At 59.3% G+C, this 17,256-nt stretch carries 12 protein-coding genes; 7 read left to right on the top strand and 5 right to left on the bottom strand.

The genetic code is table 11. The features are described from left to right. Positions 1-37: 37 nt before the first annotated feature. Entirely contained in the window at positions 38-607 is a 570-nt protein-coding gene (locus G9Q84_RS15665; protein WP_095185864.1) for a hypothetical protein, read from the bottom strand. A 436-nt stretch (positions 608-1,043) separates the two neighbouring features. Between G9Q84_RS15665 and G9Q84_RS15660 the strand changes: the two genes are divergently transcribed. Both G9Q84_RS15660 and G9Q84_RS15655 read left to right on the top strand, forming a co-directional pair. Then, positions 1,044-3,140, top strand: coding sequence for a putative bifunctional diguanylate cyclase/phosphodiesterase (locus G9Q84_RS15660; protein WP_095185863.1), 2,097 nt, complete (start codon positions 1,044-1,046; stop codon positions 3,138-3,140). A 53-nt stretch (positions 3,141-3,193) separates the two neighbouring features. Then, positions 3,194-3,940 (top strand): SDR family oxidoreductase, encoded by a 747-nt coding sequence (locus G9Q84_RS15655; RefSeq protein ID WP_032886857.1) that lies wholly within the window; start codon positions 3,194-3,196, stop codon positions 3,938-3,940. Positions 3,941-4,067: 127 nt separating this feature from the next. Here the strand turns inward: G9Q84_RS15655 and mapR are convergent, their stop codons facing one another. The 3 genes from mapR to G9Q84_RS15640 form a co-directional block, all read right to left on the bottom strand. Continuing rightward, the gene (gene mapR, locus G9Q84_RS15650; protein ID WP_032886855.1) at positions 4,068-5,477 is read right to left on the bottom strand and encodes a GntR family transcriptional regulator MpaR; all 1,410 of its coding nucleotides are present in this window, start codon (positions 5,475-5,477) and stop codon (positions 4,068-4,070) included. 91 nt (positions 5,478-5,568) lie between these two features. Next, complete coding sequence (gene ccoG, locus G9Q84_RS15645; protein WP_181643664.1) at positions 5,569-6,978, bottom strand: cytochrome c oxidase accessory protein CcoG; 1,410 nt, start codon at positions 6,976-6,978, stop codon at positions 5,569-5,571. Positions 6,979-7,162: 184 nt separating this feature from the next. Continuing rightward, the gene (locus tag G9Q84_RS15640) at positions 7,163-7,402 is read right to left on the bottom strand and encodes a DUF3203 family protein (RefSeq protein ID WP_032886853.1); all 240 of its coding nucleotides are present in this window, start codon (positions 7,400-7,402) and stop codon (positions 7,163-7,165) included. 120 nt (positions 7,403-7,522) lie between these two features. On the opposite strand from G9Q84_RS15640, the gene G9Q84_RS15635 reads away from it, so the two are divergent. After that, positions 7,523-8,014 carry an MgtC/SapB family protein gene (locus G9Q84_RS15635; RefSeq protein ID WP_032886852.1) on the top strand — a complete coding sequence of 164 codons (492 nt, stop codon included), beginning with the start codon at positions 7,523-7,525 and terminating at the stop codon, positions 8,012-8,014. On the opposite strand, the gene G9Q84_RS15630 is transcribed toward G9Q84_RS15635, so the two are convergent. After that, positions 7,992-8,168, bottom strand: coding sequence for a hypothetical protein (locus G9Q84_RS15630; RefSeq protein WP_163033259.1), 177 nt, complete (start codon positions 8,166-8,168; stop codon positions 7,992-7,994). The genes G9Q84_RS15635 and G9Q84_RS15630 overlap by 23 nt on opposite strands. A 204-nt stretch (positions 8,169-8,372) precedes the next feature. On the opposite strand from G9Q84_RS15630, the gene G9Q84_RS15625 reads away from it, so the two are divergent. The 4 genes from G9Q84_RS15625 (at position 8,373) to G9Q84_RS15610 (ending at position 17,252) form a co-directional block, all read left to right on the top strand. Further along, entirely contained in the window at positions 8,373-10,361 is a 1,989-nt protein-coding gene (locus G9Q84_RS15625) for an alpha-1,4-glucan--maltose-1-phosphate maltosyltransferase (RefSeq protein WP_181643663.1), read from the top strand. Between the two features lie 91 nt (positions 10,362-10,452). After that, a complete protein-coding gene (treS, locus tag G9Q84_RS15620) occupies positions 10,453-13,800 on the top strand; it encodes a maltose alpha-D-glucosyltransferase (protein ID WP_032886850.1) in 3,348 nt (1,115 codons plus the stop codon). After that, entirely contained in the window at positions 13,797-16,034 is a 2,238-nt protein-coding gene (gene glgB / locus G9Q84_RS15615; RefSeq protein ID WP_122753602.1) for a 1,4-alpha-glucan branching protein GlgB, read from the top strand. The genes treS and glgB overlap by 4 nt, the downstream gene beginning before the upstream one ends. Positions 16,035-16,085: 51 nt before the next feature. After that, a complete protein-coding gene (locus G9Q84_RS15610; RefSeq protein ID WP_032886848.1) occupies positions 16,086-17,252 on the top strand; it encodes a GGDEF domain-containing protein in 1,167 nt (388 codons plus the stop codon). Positions 17,253-17,256 lie beyond the last annotated feature (4 nt).

Raw genomic sequence — 17,256 nt, 5'->3', positions numbered from 1 at the left:
TTTGTTCGGCTCACTCATCATTGTTTGCCAACCTGAGTTAAATGGCTCTGAGGGATATTAAATCAGCAAATTTGTATGACTTGGAGTTGTTCTCAACATGCAGCTCTAAAGAGTCATGGTTATACGATATCAAACTCCCAAATTCTGTTGTAGAGCGACCTTTGTATTCCAGAATTATTTTTGTGTACCGTGGTAGGTATTTTAGAATTTGGTCAACTTTACAAGCAACTCGAAATTTCAATACTCGGTTATCTCCGTCGGTTAATTGGTATTCTTTTCCACCGGGAAAATGATAGGTAATGACCGTGTCCTCGAAAGCGTCGATTCTCCCCCAGACTTCATATATTTTTTGTTTTTCATAACATATTTGTTTGTCATAACATAGATGAGTGCTTACTACGTACTCGCCATCGTCAATGGGGAAAGTTCCGCGTTCAGCAATTTTTCGCTCTACATAGGGTGTTATATCGGTCACTGCTTGAGCATCTCCGATGTTTTCGATTCTATAAGACTTGATTTCGCCGCCTTTGTCTCGAATACATTGAGTGCCTTTCAGGTGGCCAGTATTCTCAGTATTATTAGGGTATAGAAGTGCGATGATGGCCATTTCTGAAACTCCGAATGTCATGTGGAGTAAAGTTTATCGCTCTCAGCATGAAAGTCACCTGTAAGATATGACAGTTTTATATATCCTTACGGAATAAAAATTTTATTTTTATGGAGTGCAGGATGCTGGGAGTTTGTGTTAAGCCCGATTTCAAAATACGGGCGTCTATACTGGAAAAGGGGTAACAATCCTCTAAAATTTTTAGTTTTTGTTATCCCGAGACCCGCCAACACTGAAGCGACACACTGCCTTTGATACGCAGGTGACGTCGCACACGAGCTATAGACCACTCCGGACCTGGCCAGTAGTTTGACGTCAAATTACAGGTGATGGCCCTATGATAATTAATCACCTGCACCAGAATTAATCTCGCTACAATCGCGCGCTTTGCCACCCTGGCACGGACGTCTCAAAACTGTTGCCCGCGAGAAATCCCATGCTCATCGGTAGTTATTCAACCTCCCTCGTCGTGATCTCCCTGTGCGTTGCGATCCTGGCCTCTTATACCGCGCTGGACCTGACCGGCCGCATTGCGACCGCCAAGGGCCGCGCGGTTTATTTGTGGATGGCCGGCGGGGCATTGGCCATGGGCGTGGGTGTCTGGTCGATGCACTTCATCGGCATGTTGGCCCTGCGCCTGCCGTTTGCCTTGGGCTTCGATATCGGCATTACCGCGCTGTCGTTGTTGATCGCGGTGATGTCCAGCGGCTTTGCCTTATGGCTGGTCAGCCAGCCGCGCTTGCCCGCCTGGCAATTGGTGTTTGGCGCGCTGGTCATGGGCACCGGCATTGCCACCATGCATTACACCGGCATGGCCGCGATGCGCATGACCCCCGGTATCGACTACGACCCCACCTTGTTTGGAGCTTCTCTGTTAATAGCGGTCGTGGCCTCGGGCGCCGCCTTGCAGATAGCTTTCAACCTGCGGCGCAACACGCCGTATGTACGCCTGGCACGCGGCGGGGCGGCGGTGGTGATGGGGTTTGCCATCGTCGGTATGCATTACACCGGAATGGCCGCGGCACGCTTTGCCGATGACAGCTACTGCGCTGCCGCGTTGGACGGCTTGACCGGCAAGGGCCTGGATAACCTGGTGCTGGTCACCACCCTGGCGGTGCTTGCCATCGCGTTGCTGACCTCGTTGCTCGACGCGCGACTGGAGGCCCGCACCGCGGTGCTCGCCGACTCCCTCAGCCTGGCCAATCAGGAACTGACCCACCTGGCCCTGCATGACATGCTCACCGGTCTGCCTAACCGCACGTTGCTGGCCGATCGGATTCAACAGGCCATACAGGCGGTTAACGAGCAGGGCGGTTGCTTCGCCTTGATGTTTATCGACCTGGATGGCTTCAAGCCAGTCAACGATGCCTTTGGCCATCACATGGGCGACCAGTTGCTGCGCGAAGTCGGCCTGCGCCTGCGCGAAGACTTGCGCGGCCACGACACCCTGGCGCGCATCGGCGGTGATGAATTTGTGCTGTTGGTGCAACTGAGCCAGCCAGACGATGCCCTGCGCTTGGCCGAGCGGCAGGTCGGGCTGATCAACCGCTCATTCCAGGTGGCCGAGCATGAGCTGAAAATCTCGGCCAGTATCGGCATCGCTGTGTTCCCAGGTAACGGTGGCAACCCCCAGGAATTGTTGATGAACGCCGACGCCGCGATGTACCACGCCAAGGGCATGGGCAAGAACGGCTACAGCTTTTTCGACGTGTCGATGAACACCAATGCGCGCAAGCAATTGCAGTTGTTGCAGGACCTGCGCAACGCCCTCGACCAAGAGCAATTTCGCTTGTACTACCAGCCCAAGTTCGATGCGGTCAGTGGTATTGCGGTGGGCGCCGAAGCGCTGGTGCGCTGGGAGCATCCGCAGCAGGGCCTGTTGTTGCCGGCCACCTTTATCGAACTGGCGGAAAAGACTGGCTTGATCATTCCCATCGGCGAATGGGTGCTTAATGAGGCCTGCCGTCAGATGAGCGTGTGGTACGCGCTGGGTTATGAGCATTGGCGCATCGCCGTGAACCTGTCGGCGTTGCAGTTCTGCCATGCGGGGCTGGTCAAGAGTGTGGCCGACGCCCTTGATCGTCATCAGTTGCCGGCCAACAGCCTGACCTTGGAGATCACCGAAACCACCGCCATGAGCGATGCCGACGCGAGTATGACGGTGTTGCAGCAGCTCTCGGACATGGGCGTCGACCTGTCCATCGATGACTTCGGCACCGGCTATTCCAGCCTGATGTACCTCAAGCGCCTGCCGGCCAACGAGTTGAAGATCGACCGCGGTTTTGTGCGCGACCTTGAGCACGACAGCGATGACGCCGCCATCGTTTCGGCCATCGTTGCCCTCGGCCAGGCCTTGGGATTGCGGATTGTCGCCGAAGGCGTGGAAACGGACGTGCAGCAGAGTTTCCTCACGCGGCTGGGCTGTAACTCCCTGCAGGGTTACTTGCTGGGGCATCCGCTGCCGGCCGATGGTTTCATGGCGGATATTCTGCGGGCCGAGGACGCACAGGCGCCTGACAAAAACAGTGCCTGACGGTTAGTATCGGATCCAACCCTAACGCCAGGTTGGATCAGGAGACCGTACGCATGGACAAAGTTGTCATCATCACCGGGGGCAGTCGCGGTATTGGCGCCGAAACGGCACTGCTGGCGGCGCGCGAAGGCTATCGCATCTGCATCAACTACCGCTCCGATGAAAAAGCCGCCCTGGGCGTACTGGAACAGGTCCGTGGCCTGGGTGCCCAGGCGATTGCTGTGCGAGCTGATGTCAGCATCGAAGATGAAGTGATTGCGTTGTTTCATCGCGTCGACGCCGAGTTGGGCCGCGTGACCGCCCTGGTCAACAATGCCGGCACCGTGGCGCACAAGTCGCGGGTCGATGAGATGTCCGAATTCCGCATCCTTAACATCATGAGGACCAATGTGCTGGGGCCGATCCTGTGTGCCAAGCACGCGGTGTTGCGCATGTCGCCCAAACATGGCGGGCAGGGTGGCAGCATCGTCAACGTGTCCTCGGTGGCGGCGCGCCTGGGGTCGCCGGGTGAATACGTGGACTATGCAGCCTCCAAGGGCGCCCTCGACACCTTCACCATCGGCCTGTCCAAAGAAGTGGCAGGTGAGGGTATCCGCGTCAACGCAGTACGCCCCGGCTATATCTTTACCGACTTCCACGCCCTCAGCGGCGACCCGGATCGGGTCAGCAAGCTGGAGTCCGGCATTCCCATGGCCCGTGGAGGGCGGCCGGATGAAGTGGCGGAAGCGATTATCTGGTTGTTGTCGGATAAGGCGTCGTATGCCACCGGGACTTTTTTAGATTTGGGTGGCGGCCGTTGAGTCGGTAGCGTCTGTGCGGGCGCCATCGGGAGCAAGCCCCCTCCCACACTTGGACTGTGTGAACCCGATCAAAATGTGGGAGGGGGCTTGCTCCCGATGGCGTCAGAAAGAGCAACCCCCCCCTCCCTCAAAACGACCGCACAATCCGCCCCAACGTCTCCATCGCCTTCTCCGAGGCCTCGGTCCACGGGCTGCCATAGTTCAGGCGAATACAGTTTCTGAAGCGCTGGGTCGCCGAAAAAATCGGCCCCGGTGCAATGCTGATGCCTTGGGCCAGCGCCATCTGGAACAACTTCAATGAGTCCGTTTGTTCCGGCAATTCCAGCCACAGGAAATACCCTCCGGCCGGCTGGCTGACGCGGGTCTGCGCCGGGAAATACCGAGCGATGGCGGCGAGCATGGCGCTTTGTTGCTCCTCCAGGGCATAACGCAATTTGCGAAGGTGGCGGTCATAGCCGCCATGTTGCAGGTAGTCGGCAATCGCCGCCTGGGCTGGCATCGACGGGCACAGCGAGGTCATCAGCTTGAGACGTTCGACCTTTTGCGCATAGCGTCCGGCGGCGACCCAGCCGACGCGGTAGCCGGGCGCCAGACTCTTGGCAAAGGAACCGCAGTGCATCACCAGTCCTTCGGTGTCGAAGGCTTTGGCCGGCTTGGGCGCCTGTTGCCCGTAATAAAGCTCGGCGTACACATCGTCCTCAATCAGCGGCACCTGGTGACTGCGCAACAGCTCAACCAGTGCCTGCTTCTTTTCTTCCGGCAACGTTGCGCCCATGGGGTTCTGGAAACTGGTCATGGTCCAGCAGGCCTTGATCGGATAGCGCGCCAGGGCTTGGGCCAGGGCGCCGAGGTCGATGCCGTCGCGCGGGTGCACCGGAATTTCCACCGCCTTGAGCTTCAGGCGTTCCAGTACTTGCAGGCAGGCATAGAACGCCGGGGCCTCGATGGCCACCAGATCGCCGGGTTCCGTCACGGCTTGCAGGCACAGGTTCAGGGCTTCAAGGGCGCCATTGGTGATCAGCAGTTCTTCCATCGGCAGCATCAGGCCGCCGACCATGTAGCGCAGGGCAATTTGTCGACGCAACTGCGGATTGCCCGGCGACATGTCGGTGACCACCAGGCGCGGGTCCATTTCACGGCTGGCGCTGGCCAGGGATCGGGCCAGGCGTTGCAACGGGAACAGCATGGGGCTTGGGAACGCCGAGCCGAAGGGCACTGTATTGGGGTCTTTGATCGAGTCGAGCACGGAAAACACCAACTCGCTGACATCCACCTCGGTGGACTCGTGCACCTGCTCGCTCACCGCCGGCTCAGAGAACGGGCTCGGTGCATGGGTGTTGACGAAGTAGCCGGAACGCGGCCGCGCACGGATCAGGCCACGGCGTTCCAGCAGGTAATAGGCCTGGAACACTGTGGACGGGCTGACGCCGTAGGTTTGGCTGGCGTAGCGCACCGACGGCACACGTTGGCCAGGCCCCAGGACGCCAGAGCGGATCAGTTCGGCAATGTCTTCGGCGAATTTTTCGTAGCGTTTCATAGGGGCCTTAACAATGTTTATACGAGCGCAGATCCAATCCGGGAGAGGGCAAGCCGCTCCCACATCGGATTCTCACTGATTTAGATAGATCTCAGCGGTTCAACGGCGCCACAAAGCGGCTGTCGGCAACGCTATAGATCCCTGGCTCATCTACATCCATCACTTTGAAGCGCAATGTCTGGGAACTGCTCGCGGGTTTCTCAGCGAGCAATGCCACCGACACCGGCACATCTATGATTTCCCCCGGCGCCAGGCTGATCTCGGTCTTGCCTTGCAGTTGGAAGCCGTCGGCCTCCACGAGCTCCACCCGATAATCCTGGCGTTGCTGGGTCTTGTTGATGACCTTGAGGCTGTAGATGTTTTCGATCTGGCCCTGGGCGTTCTCGCGGAACATGCCACGGTCTTTGGTCACGTCCAGCGACACCATCGGCCGCTCCACCAGTGCGACTACCAGCGCGGCAATCATCACCAGCAGCACCGCACTGTAGCCGATCAGACGGGGCCGTAGCAGACGGGTTTTGCCGCCTTGCAGTTGATGCTCGCTGGTATAGCTCACCAGACCACGGGCATAACCCATTTTGTCCATGATCGAATCACAGGCGTCGATGCAGGCCGCGCAGCCGATGCATTCCATTTGCAGGCCATCGCGGATATCAATGCCGGTGGGGCAGACCTGCACGCACAGGTGGCAGTCAATGCAGTCACCCAGGCCGACATCGGCCGGCTTGACCTCGCGTTTGCGCGGGCCACGGTTCTCGCCACGGGCGCTGTCGTAGGAAATGGTCAGGGTGTCTTTATCGAACATCACGCTCTGGAACCGCGCATACGGACACATGTGCATGCACACCGCCTCACGCAGCCAACCGGCATTGATGTAGGTCGCGGCGGTGAAAAACAGCACCCAGAACAGGCTCACGCCCCCCATTTGCCAAGTCAGCAGTTCCTCGGCCAACGGGCGGATAGGCGTGAAGTAGCCGACAAAGGTCAGCCCAGTCAGCACGCTGATGCCCAGCCACAGCGTGTGCTTGGCCGAGCGTCTTGCCAGTTTGTTGAGGGTCCAGGGCGCGGCTTGCAGCTTGATGCGTTGGTTACGTTCGCCCTCAGTGACCTTTTCGCACCACATAAACAACCACGTGAACGAGCTTTGCGGGCAGGTATAGCCGCACCACACGCGGCCGGCGAACACGGTGATCGCGAACAGGCCGAAGGCGCAGATAATCAGCAGCGCCGACAGCAGGATGAAATCCTGGGGCCAGAACGTCGCGCCAAAAATATGGAATTTGCTTTCCGCCAGATCCCACAGCACGGCTTGGCGCCCGCCCCAGTTCAGCCACACGGTGCCGAAAAACGCCAGGAACAGAAAGCCGGCACCGGCTACGCGCAAGGTGCGGAACAGTCCGGTGAAGCTGCGGGTATGGATCAGGGTGTCGCTGGATTTGGCCTTCACCTTCTTTGGGTGTATGGGCTCAAAGGTTTCCACGGTTGGGATTCGTTCGCTCATGGTCGTTCGCTCATCAGCCTCCATCAGGCAGATGAACTATGGGCCGGGGACTGTTTGCATAACAGACTCAGCTAGCGCGATAAAAAGCGGATCAGATGGTCCATGTGGTGAGCTCTGCGACAATCTGCTGCACCCCGGCGCGCCTGGGGTGCAGGGGCATTTCAGTGGTAATGATACAGATCAATCAAATCAGCGAACCAGGCTCCGTGGCCTTCACATGGTTGCGTCCGTCTGTCGCGCCTTCGACGGTCAAGGCGTCTGCTTCAGCTTCGGTGATGTAGGTGCGCTCGCCCGCAAGTTCTACGTAGGACATGGACTTGTCATCGTCCGTCAATATCTTCACTCGGGTGGCGGGGACGCTCTGTTCCTGGCCATTGTCGTCGAGCGTGAAATAGCACAGGTGGTTTTCAATACGCAGGGTCATGTCGAACTCCTTTCTCATCGGCTATGAACCTTAGGGGATGGTGCCGTGGCGTGGTTCAAGGCAACTGACTGGCGGTAGGCGCTGTCCATGACTTAACCGCTTCTTTAAAGGACAGGATCCATGGACGCTTGGTGGCATGAAGTGTGGCAAACCCTGCAGGCCGAGTTCGCCGATATCGGCGATGCCAAACAACTGACCCAGATCACCGTGCGCCTGCTCATCGCCGCCGTACTCGGCGGCATTTTGGGTTTTGAGCGCGAGAGCAAGGGCAAGGCCGCCGGGGTACGGACCCACATGCTGGTGGCGTTGGGCGCCGCGCTGTTTGTGATGGTGCCGCAGATGTCAGGTAATCAGGCGGATGCTATGAGTCGCGTGGTGCAGGGCGTGATCGCGGGGATCGGCTTTCTCGGCGCAGGCACGATCATCAAAGGCAAGGATGATGAAGAGGGGCATGTCAAAGGCCTGACCACCGCCGCCGGCCTGTGGATGACCGCTGCGATTGGGGTCTCGGCCGGGTTGGGCCGGGAATCGACAGCGGTCCTGAGTACGTTGCTGGCCTTGGCGGTGTTCAGCGTGATGCCGAAAATCGTCAAGCGTTTCGAGAAGGACTGACGATCACAGGGGGCATGGTTGTCGGCGGCTCTTCCACCGGTGGCGGCTCATTTTCGGGTGGTTCTTTTTCTGGAATCGGCTCCGGTTCGGTGGGCGGCAGGGTCGGATTGTCGATATTAGGATCAGGGGTTTCAGCCGGGATCGGGATATTCATCGGTGTGGCCTCCTTTGTGCTTTGCTCTACCGGTGGACAACCGCCCGGGCGATTTGATTCCCCGCTCAATGGCGGAACATCCACCTGAACTTTTGACCAAGCCTCAGGCTCGGACCTATTACGGCCCTGCTCAGGGAGAGCGTCGCCGTCTCAGAATTCGGATCAAGCAAAGAGCGTCCACAGGGCGTAAGGGGAAGATGCTCGATGACTGCTGAAACTCAGGTTCCAGATGTTTCCTTATTGCCGCTGTCCCAGGCGCTGTTGCTGCCCAGGATTGCAATCGAAAGCACCATGCCTGTGATTGATGGCGGTGAATTCGCCGTTAAGGCCGCAGTGGGCCAGCGGGTCACCGTGACCAGCAAGGTGTTCGCCGATGGCCACGACAAACTCGCCGTATTGATCCGCTGGCGCCCGCTGCAGGACGAAAGCTGGAACAGCGTGGTGATGGCGGATGTGGGCAACAACGGTTGGGAGGGCGCATTTACCGTCACCGACCAGGGCCCTCACGAATACTGCATCGAAGCCTGGATCGATACCTTCGCCAGCTTTTGCTATGAGTTGCGCAAAAAACACGAGGCCGGTGTGCCGGTCAGCCTGGAGTTGCAGGAAGGCCGCAGCCTGGTGTTGCAGGCCGCCGAACGCAGTGACAACGAACTGCGCGATCGCTTGATGCTGCTGCACCACGAACTGTCCGGCCTGCTGGAAACCGAGCAGGTCGCACTGTTTCTGCACGAAGACAGTGCACATTTGATGACTCAGGCCGATCACCGCGCCTATTTGAGCATCAGTGCCGTATACCCGATCGATGTGGAGCGTGAAGCGGCGCAATTCGCCAGCTGGTACGAGCTGTTTCCGCGCTCGATCACTGATGATCCGGCCCGTCACGGCACCTTCAACGATGTGCACGCACGCCTGCCGATGATCCATGACATGGGCTTCGACGTGCTGTACTTCCCGCCGATCCACCCCATCGGCCGCAGCCACCGCAAGGGCAAGAACAATTCCCTCACCGCCGGCCCTGACGATCCGGGCAGCCCGTACGCCATTGGCAGTGAGGAGGGCGGCCACGAAGCCATCCACCCGCAACTGGGCAGTCGCGATGATTTCCGCCGCCTGGTCCAGGCTGCCGCCGATCATGGCCTGGAAATCGCCTTGGACTTTGCCATCCAGTGCTCCCAGGATCACCCGTGGCTCAAGCAGCATCCGGGTTGGTTCAACTGGCGTCCGGACGGGACGATCAAATACGCGGAAAACCCGCCGAAAAAGTACCAGGACATCGTTAACGTCGACTTCTATGCGGCCGACGCGATTCCCAGTCTCTGGACGGAGTTGCGCGACATCGTAGTGGGCTGGGTGGAAGAGGGCGTGAAGACCTTTCGCGTCGACAACCCCCACACCAAACCGCTGCCGTTCTGGCAATGGCTGATCAGCGATGTGCGTTCAAAGTACCCCGAGGTGATCTTCCTGGCTGAAGCCTTCACCACGCCTGCGATGATGGCGCGGCTGGGCAAGGTCGGTTATTCCCAGAGCTACACCTACTTCACTTGGCGCAATACCAAGGCTGAACTGAGCGAGTACTTCACTCAGTTGAACCAGTCGCCGTGGCGCGAGTGCTACCGGCCGAACTTCTTCGTCAATACGCCGGACATTAACCCAGCCTTCCTGCACGAATCCGGCCGCCCAGGCTTTTTGATCCGGGCCGCGCTGGCGACCATGGGCTCGGGCCTGTGGGGCATGTATTCCGGTTTTGAACTGTGTGAATCAGCGCCGGTGCCCGGCAAAGAGGAATACCTGGACTCGGAGAAATATGAAATCCGCCCACGGGACTTCACCGCGCCCGGCAACATCATTGCCGAGATTGCCCAGCTCAACCGTATCCGCCGGCAAAATCCGGCGTTGCAGACGCATCTGGGGTTGAAGCTCTACACCGCCTGGAATGACAACATCCTGTACTTCGGCAAGCGCAGTGAGGATGGCAGTAACTTCATTCTGGTGGCGATCAACCTCGATCCATTCAACGCCCAAGAAGCGCACTTTGAGTTGCCGCTGTGGGAACTGGGGCTGCCGGATGATGCGCAGACCCAAGGCGAAGACCTGATGAACGGCCATCGCTGGACCTGGTATGGCAAGACCCAATGGACACGCCTTGATCCGCAGATGCCGTTTGGAATCTGGCGCATCACGGTTGCCTAAGTCTTGCGCAGATCCATTGTGGGAGGGGGCTTGCCCACTCCCACAACGATCGCATCGCGTCCGCAGAATTTAAGTCATTCAGGAGTTTCCAATGGCGAAGAAACCTAACCCTGCCACCTTTATCAAAGACCCGCTCTGGTACAAGGACGCGGTGATCTACCAGGTTCACGTCAAATCCTTTTTTGACTCCAACAACGACGGCATCGGTGACTTCCCCGGGTTGATCGCCAAGCTCGATTACATCGCCGACCTCGGCGTGAATACCATTTGGTTATTGCCGTTTTATCCCTCGCCTCGCCGCGATGACGGCTACGACATCGCCGAATACCGTGGCGTACACAGCGACTACGGCACCCTGGCCGACGCCAAGCGCTTTATCGCCGAGGCCCATAAGCGTGGATTGCGGGTGATTACTGAGCTGGTGATCAACCACACCTCCGACCAGCACCCGTGGTTCCAGCGCGCCCGCAAGGCCAAGCCAGGTTCGGCGGCGCGGGACTTCTATGTGTGGTCCGATGACGACCAGAAGTACGATGGCACGCGCATCATTTTCCTCGACACCGAGAAGTCCAACTGGACTTGGGACCCGGTCGCCGGCCAGTACTTCTGGCACCGTTTCTATTCTCACCAGCCCGACCTCAACTTCGATAACCCGCAAGTGATGAAGGCCGTGCTGTCGGTGATGCGTTACTGGCTGGACATGGGCATTGACGGCCTGCGCCTGGACGCCATCCCGTACTTGATCGAGCGCGACGGCACCAACAACGAGAACCTCCCCGAAACCCACGATGTGCTCAAGCAGATCCGCGCCGAAATCGACGCCAACTACCCGGACCGCATGTTGCTCGCCGAAGCCAACCAATGGCCGGAAGACACTCAGCTGTATTTCGGTGACAAGAAGGGCGACGACGGCGATGAATGCCACATGGCGTTCCACTTCCCGCTGATGCCGCGCATGTACATGGCCCTGGCCCAGGAAGATCGCTTCCCCATCACCGATATTCTGCGCCAGACCCCGGAGATTCCCGCCAACTGCCAATGGGCGATCTTCCTGCGCAACCATGATGAGTTGACCCTTGAAATGGTCACCGACAAAGAGCGCGATTACCTGTGGAATTACTACGCCGCAGATCGGCGCGCGCGCATCAACCTGGGGATTCGTCGCCGTCTGGCACCGTTGCTGGAGCGGGATCGCCGTCGCGTGGAATTGCTTAACAGCCTGCTGCTGTCGATGCCTGGTACGCCGACGTTGTATTACGGCGATGAAATCGGCATGGGCGATAACATCTACCTCGGCGACCGCGACGGTGTGCGCACGCCGATGCAGTGGTCCATCGACCGTAACGGCGGCTTCTCCCGCGCCGATCCGGCCAGCCTGGTGCTGCCGCCGATCATGGACCCGCTGTACGGCTACCAGTCGGTCAACGTCGAAACCCAGACTCAAGACCCGCACTCACTGCTTAACTGGAATCGGCGCATGTTGGCGGTGCGCAAGCAATCCAAGGCGTTTGGGCGGGGCAGTTTGAAAATGCTCTCGCCGAGCAATCGCCGCATCCTGGCCTATACCCGTGAATACACCGGGGAAGACGGCCGTACGGAAATTATCCTGTGTGTGGCCAACGTGTCCCGCAGCGCCCAGGCGGCGGAATTGGACCTCTCTGCCTTCGCAGGGATGGTGCCGGTGGAGATGCTTGGCGGAAACGCTTTCCCGCCCATTGGCCAGTTGAATTTCCTGCTGACGCTGGCGCCCTACGGCTTCTATTGGTTTGTACTGGCGGCGGAAAACCAGATGCCCAGTTGGCATGTGGAACCGGCGCAGAGCATCCCTGACTTCACCACTCTGGTACTGAAAAAACGCATGGAAGAATTGCTCGAAGAACCTTGTCGCACCACCCTGGAGCAGACCTCGTTGCCGGCCTGGCTGCCCAAGCGGCGCTGGTTCGCCGGTAAGGACACCGCCATCGACAGCGTGAACATCGCTTACGGCGTGCGGTTTGGCGACCCGGAGCATCCGGTGTTGCTCAGTGAAATTGATGTCACCAGCGGCGGCCAAGTCAGTCGCTATCAACTGCCCTTTGGCTTCCTGGGTGAAGATCAGTTCACCAGTGCCTTGCCGCAACAATTGGCTCTGGCTCGTGTGCGGCGTACGCGGCAGGTGGGGCTGGTCACCGATGCCTTCAGCCTGGAGCACTTCATCCGCGCGGTGATCCAGGGGCTGCAGGCGGGTACGGTGCTCACTTCCAGCGAAGGCGATTTACGCTTTGAAGCCACGCCGCATCTGGCCCCGCTGCAACTGACGGACGACGCCCAAGTACGCTACTTGTCCGCCGAGCAGTCCAACAGTTCGGTGGTGGTGGGCGAGAGCCTGGTGCTCAAGTTGATCCGCAAAGTCAGCGCCGGCGTACACCCGGAGCTGGAAATGAGCGCCTACCTCACCGCTGCCGATTACCCGAATATCTCGCCGCTGCTGGGCTCGATGATTCGTCGCGACGCCGATGGCCAGGACAACCTGCTGATGATTGCCCAGGGTTACTTGAGCAATCAGGGCGACGCCTGGAGCTGGACCCAGAACAACCTGGAACGCGCGATTCGCGATGAACTGGCGCAGGCCATCTCCGAGCAGGAACAGCACTACAACGCCTTGGGTGAACTGGCGGACTTTGCCGGGTTGCTCGGCCAGCGCTTGGGGGAAATGCACCTGGTGCTAGGCGCGAAGACTGACAACAAGGACTTCAAACCCGAAGTCACTACGGCCAAGGACACTCAGGCCTGGGCCAAGGACGTGGGCGCACAGCTTGACCGCGCGCTGCAATTGCTCAAGTTGCATCAACACACATTGAACCCGGCGGATCAGGCACTGGTCAGTGACTTGCTGGCGCAGAAAAAAGCCATCGGCGCCCATGTCCAGGCGTTGGCGAAAGCCACGTTGGGCGGGCTGCGTATTCGGGTTCACGGTGATTTGCACTTGGGCCAGGTACTGGTGGTGAAGGGCGATGCTTACCTGATCGACTTTGAAGGCGAGCCAGCCAGGCCATTGCATGAGCGGCGTGGCAAGCACAGCCCGTATAAAGATGTGAGCGGCGTACTGCGCTCGTTTGATTACGCGGCGGCCATGGCCTTGAATGTGCAAGGTGTGGATCATTCGCCGCAAGCCGATCTGGCCCGCAGGCGCGTGACCGATCGCTATCTGAATGAAGCACGCGAGGCATTTATCCAGGCTTATCAGACAGCTACGTCTACACTGGCGCATGACTGGCAGGATGCCAAAGGCCAGGACGCCGCGCTGACCTTGTTCAGCCTGGAGAAGGCCGCGTACGAAGTGGCTTACGAAGCGGAGAATCGCCCGACCTGGCTACCGGTGCCCCTGCAAGGGCTGCACGGGTTGCTCAGTGGGCTAGCACCTCTATCTAAAACTGCACGCGGTGGGGAGACGTCATGAATTACACGCATAAAGAACCGCTGCAGCCCAAGTTGACTGCCATGCCGGCGTCCAAGGACGTCGAAGCGCTGGTGCGCGCCGAGCACCATGACCCGTTCTCGATCCTCGGGCCACATGATGACGAGCAGGGTGGGCAATTTATCCGCGCATTCCTGCCGGAAGCTCTGAGCGTCCAGGTGTTGGCGCAGGACAGTGGCGAGCCGATCGGCAGCCTGGACGCGACCCAGGTGCCGGGCTTGTTTGTCGGGCACTTCACCACGCGCCAGGCCTACCTGCTGAAGATCCAGTGGGCCGGCGGTGAGCAAATTACCGAAGACCCCTACAGTTTCAGCCAGTTGTTGCTGGGCGAAATGGACCTGTACCTGTTTGCCGAAGGCAACCATCGCGACCTCAGCAGCTGCCTGGGTGCACAGGTGACCAGCGTCGATGGCGTGCAGGGCGTGCGCTTTGCCGTGTGGGCGCCGAATGCGCGGCGGGTGTCGGTGGTGGGCGATTTCAATATCTGGGACGGTCGCCGCCATCCGATGCGCCTGCGCCATCCTTCGGGCGTATGGGAGCTGTTTATCCCGCGTCTGCAACCGGGTGCGGCCTACAAGTACGAGATCCTGGGTGCCAATGGGATTTTGCCGCTCAAGGCTGACCCCATGGCATTAGCCACTCAACTGCCGCCGGACACTGCATCGAAAGTCGCTCCGCCGTTGCAGGTGGATTGGCAGGACCATGAGTGGATGCAGTCGCGCAGCGAAAAGCAGAAATCCTCCGCACCGCTGTCGATCTATGAGTTGCACGTGGGCTCTTGGCAATGCGAGCTGGACGAGGCCGGCGAAGTCGCCCGCCAATACGGCTGGCGTGAACTGACGGAACGGCTGATCCCGTATGTACAGCAACTGGGTTTCACCCATATCGAACTGATGCCGATCATGGAGCACCCGTTTGGTGGCTCCTGGGGCTATCAAGCGTTGTCGCAGTTCGCCCCGAGTGCGCGCTTTGGCTCGCCGGAAGATTTCGCCTATTTCGTCAATGCGCTGCACCAGGCCGATATCGGCGTGATCCTTGACTGGGTACCGGCGCATTTCCCCACCGATACCCACGGGCTGGCACAGTTTGACGGCACGGCGCTGTACGAATACGCCAACCCGCTGGAAGGTTTCCACCAGGATTGGGACACGCTGATCTACAACCTGGGCCGCACCGAAGTTCACGGCTTTATGCTGGCGTCGGCCCTGCATTGGCTTAAACACTTCCATATCGACGGCCTGCGTGTGGATGCGGTGGCGTCGATGCTGTACCGCGATTACTCGCGCAAGGCCGGTGAATGGGTGCCCAACCGCCACGGCGGTCGTGAGAACCTGGAAGCCATCGACTTCCTGCGTCACCTGAACGACGTAGTGGCCTTGGAGGCTCCTGGCGCGTTGGTGATCGCCGAGGAATCCACCGCCTGGCCCGGTGTGAGCCAGCCGACCCAACAGGGCGGCCTGGGCTTCAACTACAAGTGGAACATGGGCTGGATGCACGATTCGCTGCATTACATCCAGCAAGACCCGGTGTATCGCGCCCATCACCACAACGAGCTGAGCTTTGGCCTGGTGTATGCCTGGTCCGAGCGTTTTATCCTGCCGATTTCCCATGATGAGGTGGTGCACGGCAAGCACTCGTTGATCGACAAGATGCCCGGCGACCGCTGGCAGAAATTTGCCAACCTGCGTGCCTACCTGGCGTTCATGTGGATGCATCCCGGCAAGAAGCTGTTGTTCATGGGCTGCGAATTCGGCCAGTGGCGCGAGTGGAACCACGACCAGCAACTGGACTGGTACTTGTTGCAGTACGCCGAGCACAAAGGCGTGCAGAAGCTGGTCGGCGACTTGAACCGTCTGTACCGCGAAGAGCCGGCCCTGCACGAGCAGGACGATGCGCCGCAAGGTTTCCAATGGCTGATCGGCGATGACGCGATCAACAGTGTCTACGCGTGGCTGCGCTGGAGCAAAGACGGCAAGCCCGTGCTGGTGGTGGCTAACTTCACACCGGTGCCGCGCGAGTCCTATTCCGTTGGTGTGCCGTTTGCCGGGCGCTGGAGTGAGGTGATCAACAGTGATGCGGACATGTATGCCGGTTCCAACTTCGGTAATGGCGGCGAAGTCTTTACCCAGGATGAACCGCGCCATGGGCAACCGGTGTCGCTGTCGCTGAATTTGCCGCCGCTGGGGGTGTTGATTCTGCGACCTGAAGGGGGTTAACCGCTCTGCCGCGCGGGATTCAGTTGTCCGCGGTGCTGGCAGGGTGCCACAATGGCGCCTTTGTCATGGCAGTCGAATCAGGCGAATTTCATGAATGGCCTTGGGCGTGAGCAGGACCAGGATTGCGTTATAGAAGAGCAGGTGCGGACTGACCGTCTGCACCAGCTGTTTCGGCAGTCATTTGCCGCCATTTTGGGCAGTTACCTCGCGGCTACCATGCTCTGCTGGCTGTGTTGGGATCGCTTCGACCACGACGTTATGCTGGTCTGGATGCTGTTGCTCACAGCGTCGTCGCTGCTGCGTGTGAAGATGTTCATGGACTGGTTTCGCTGCCCCAACAGCGAGCGCACGCCGGCTCGCTGGGAGCGCCGCTACTGGGTCACTCTCGTGCTCTCTGCCGGCATCTGGGGCGCCGGTGCGTTAGCGGTGATGCCAGCGGATGACCGGCTGTCCCAGGTGCTGGTGATGTTGTTCACCGTGGGCATGTCGGTCAGCGCGGTGTCGTGTTACTCGGCCTATCGCTACATGACGCTGGCGTCTATCGGCCTGGTATTGCTGCCGTGCACCTTCTGGCTGCTGTTCCAGCCGGCTCCCATGCAGGTGGGTGTTGCCATCGCGGTGCTGGTGTTCACCACCTTTGTCGCCAGCGCCACGCGCAAATTGTCCGATGCGCTGGAAAAGGCGTTTCGCCTGACTCGGCAAATGGAAAGAGCCCACAACATTTCAACCCGTGCCGCACAGACCGATGAGCTGACCGGGCTGATGAACCGTCGTGCATTCTTCGAACATGCCCATTCGCTGTACGCACAATGCCGACACAACCAACAGCCGCTGTGCGCGCTGATGCTGGACATGGACCACTTCAAGCACATCAACGACACCTACGGACACCAGGCCGGCGACCAAGTGTTGCGCCAGATTGGAGGGGTGATCAGTGCGTCGTTTCGCAAGTCTGATGTGTATGGCCGTCTGGGCGGTGAGGAGTTTGCGGTATTGCTGCCCAATACCTCGCTGGAAACCGCTCGGGGTATTGCCGAGCAGTTGATCAAGGCGATTTCCGGATTGCCGGCCGAACCGGTCACGGGGCTTTCAGCCAGCTTGGGTGTTGCCTCGGCCCATGCGTTGGATGGGGACTTGCATGGCCTGATGAACACCGCCGACAAGGCGCTGTACCGGGCCAAGGCGCTGGGCCGCAACCAAGTGGCCGTGGCGGAGTAGGGCG

This window comes from Pseudomonas sivasensis, assembly GCF_013778505.1.
GTDB classification, from domain to species: domain Bacteria; phylum Pseudomonadota; class Gammaproteobacteria; order Pseudomonadales; family Pseudomonadaceae; genus Aquipseudomonas; species Aquipseudomonas sivasensis.
Note: the sequence above shows the minus strand (reverse complement) of the source record. Positions and strands in the feature narration are given on the sequence as shown.

Coding starts and splice junctions, on each gene's coding strand:
- G9Q84_RS15665 (WP_095185864.1), bottom strand. CDS start 607: ATGGCCATCATCGCACTTCTATACCCTAATAATACTGAGAATACTGGC.
- G9Q84_RS15660 (WP_095185863.1), top strand. CDS start 1,044: ATGCTCATCGGTAGTTATTCAACCTCCCTCGTCGTGATCTCCCTGTGC.
- G9Q84_RS15655 (WP_032886857.1), top strand. CDS start 3,194: ATGGACAAAGTTGTCATCATCACCGGGGGCAGTCGCGGTATTGGCGCC.
- mapR (WP_032886855.1), bottom strand. CDS start 5,477: ATGAAACGCTACGAAAAATTCGCCGAAGACATTGCCGAACTGATCCGC.
- ccoG (WP_181643664.1), bottom strand. CDS start 6,978: ATGAGCGAACGAATCCCAACCGTGGAAACCTTTGAGCCCATACACCCA.
- G9Q84_RS15640 (WP_032886853.1), bottom strand. CDS start 7,402: ATGACCCTGCGTATTGAAAACCACCTGTGCTATTTCACGCTCGACGAC.
- G9Q84_RS15635 (WP_032886852.1), top strand. CDS start 7,523: ATGGACGCTTGGTGGCATGAAGTGTGGCAAACCCTGCAGGCCGAGTTC.
- G9Q84_RS15630 (WP_163033259.1), bottom strand. CDS start 8,168: ATGAATATCCCGATCCCGGCTGAAACCCCTGATCCTAATATCGACAAT.
- G9Q84_RS15625 (WP_181643663.1), top strand. CDS start 8,373: ATGACTGCTGAAACTCAGGTTCCAGATGTTTCCTTATTGCCGCTGTCC.
- treS (WP_032886850.1), top strand. CDS start 10,453: ATGGCGAAGAAACCTAACCCTGCCACCTTTATCAAAGACCCGCTCTGG.
- glgB (WP_122753602.1), top strand. CDS start 13,797: ATGAATTACACGCATAAAGAACCGCTGCAGCCCAAGTTGACTGCCATG.
- G9Q84_RS15610 (WP_032886848.1), top strand. CDS start 16,086: ATGGCGCCTTTGTCATGGCAGTCGAATCAGGCGAATTTCATGAATGGC.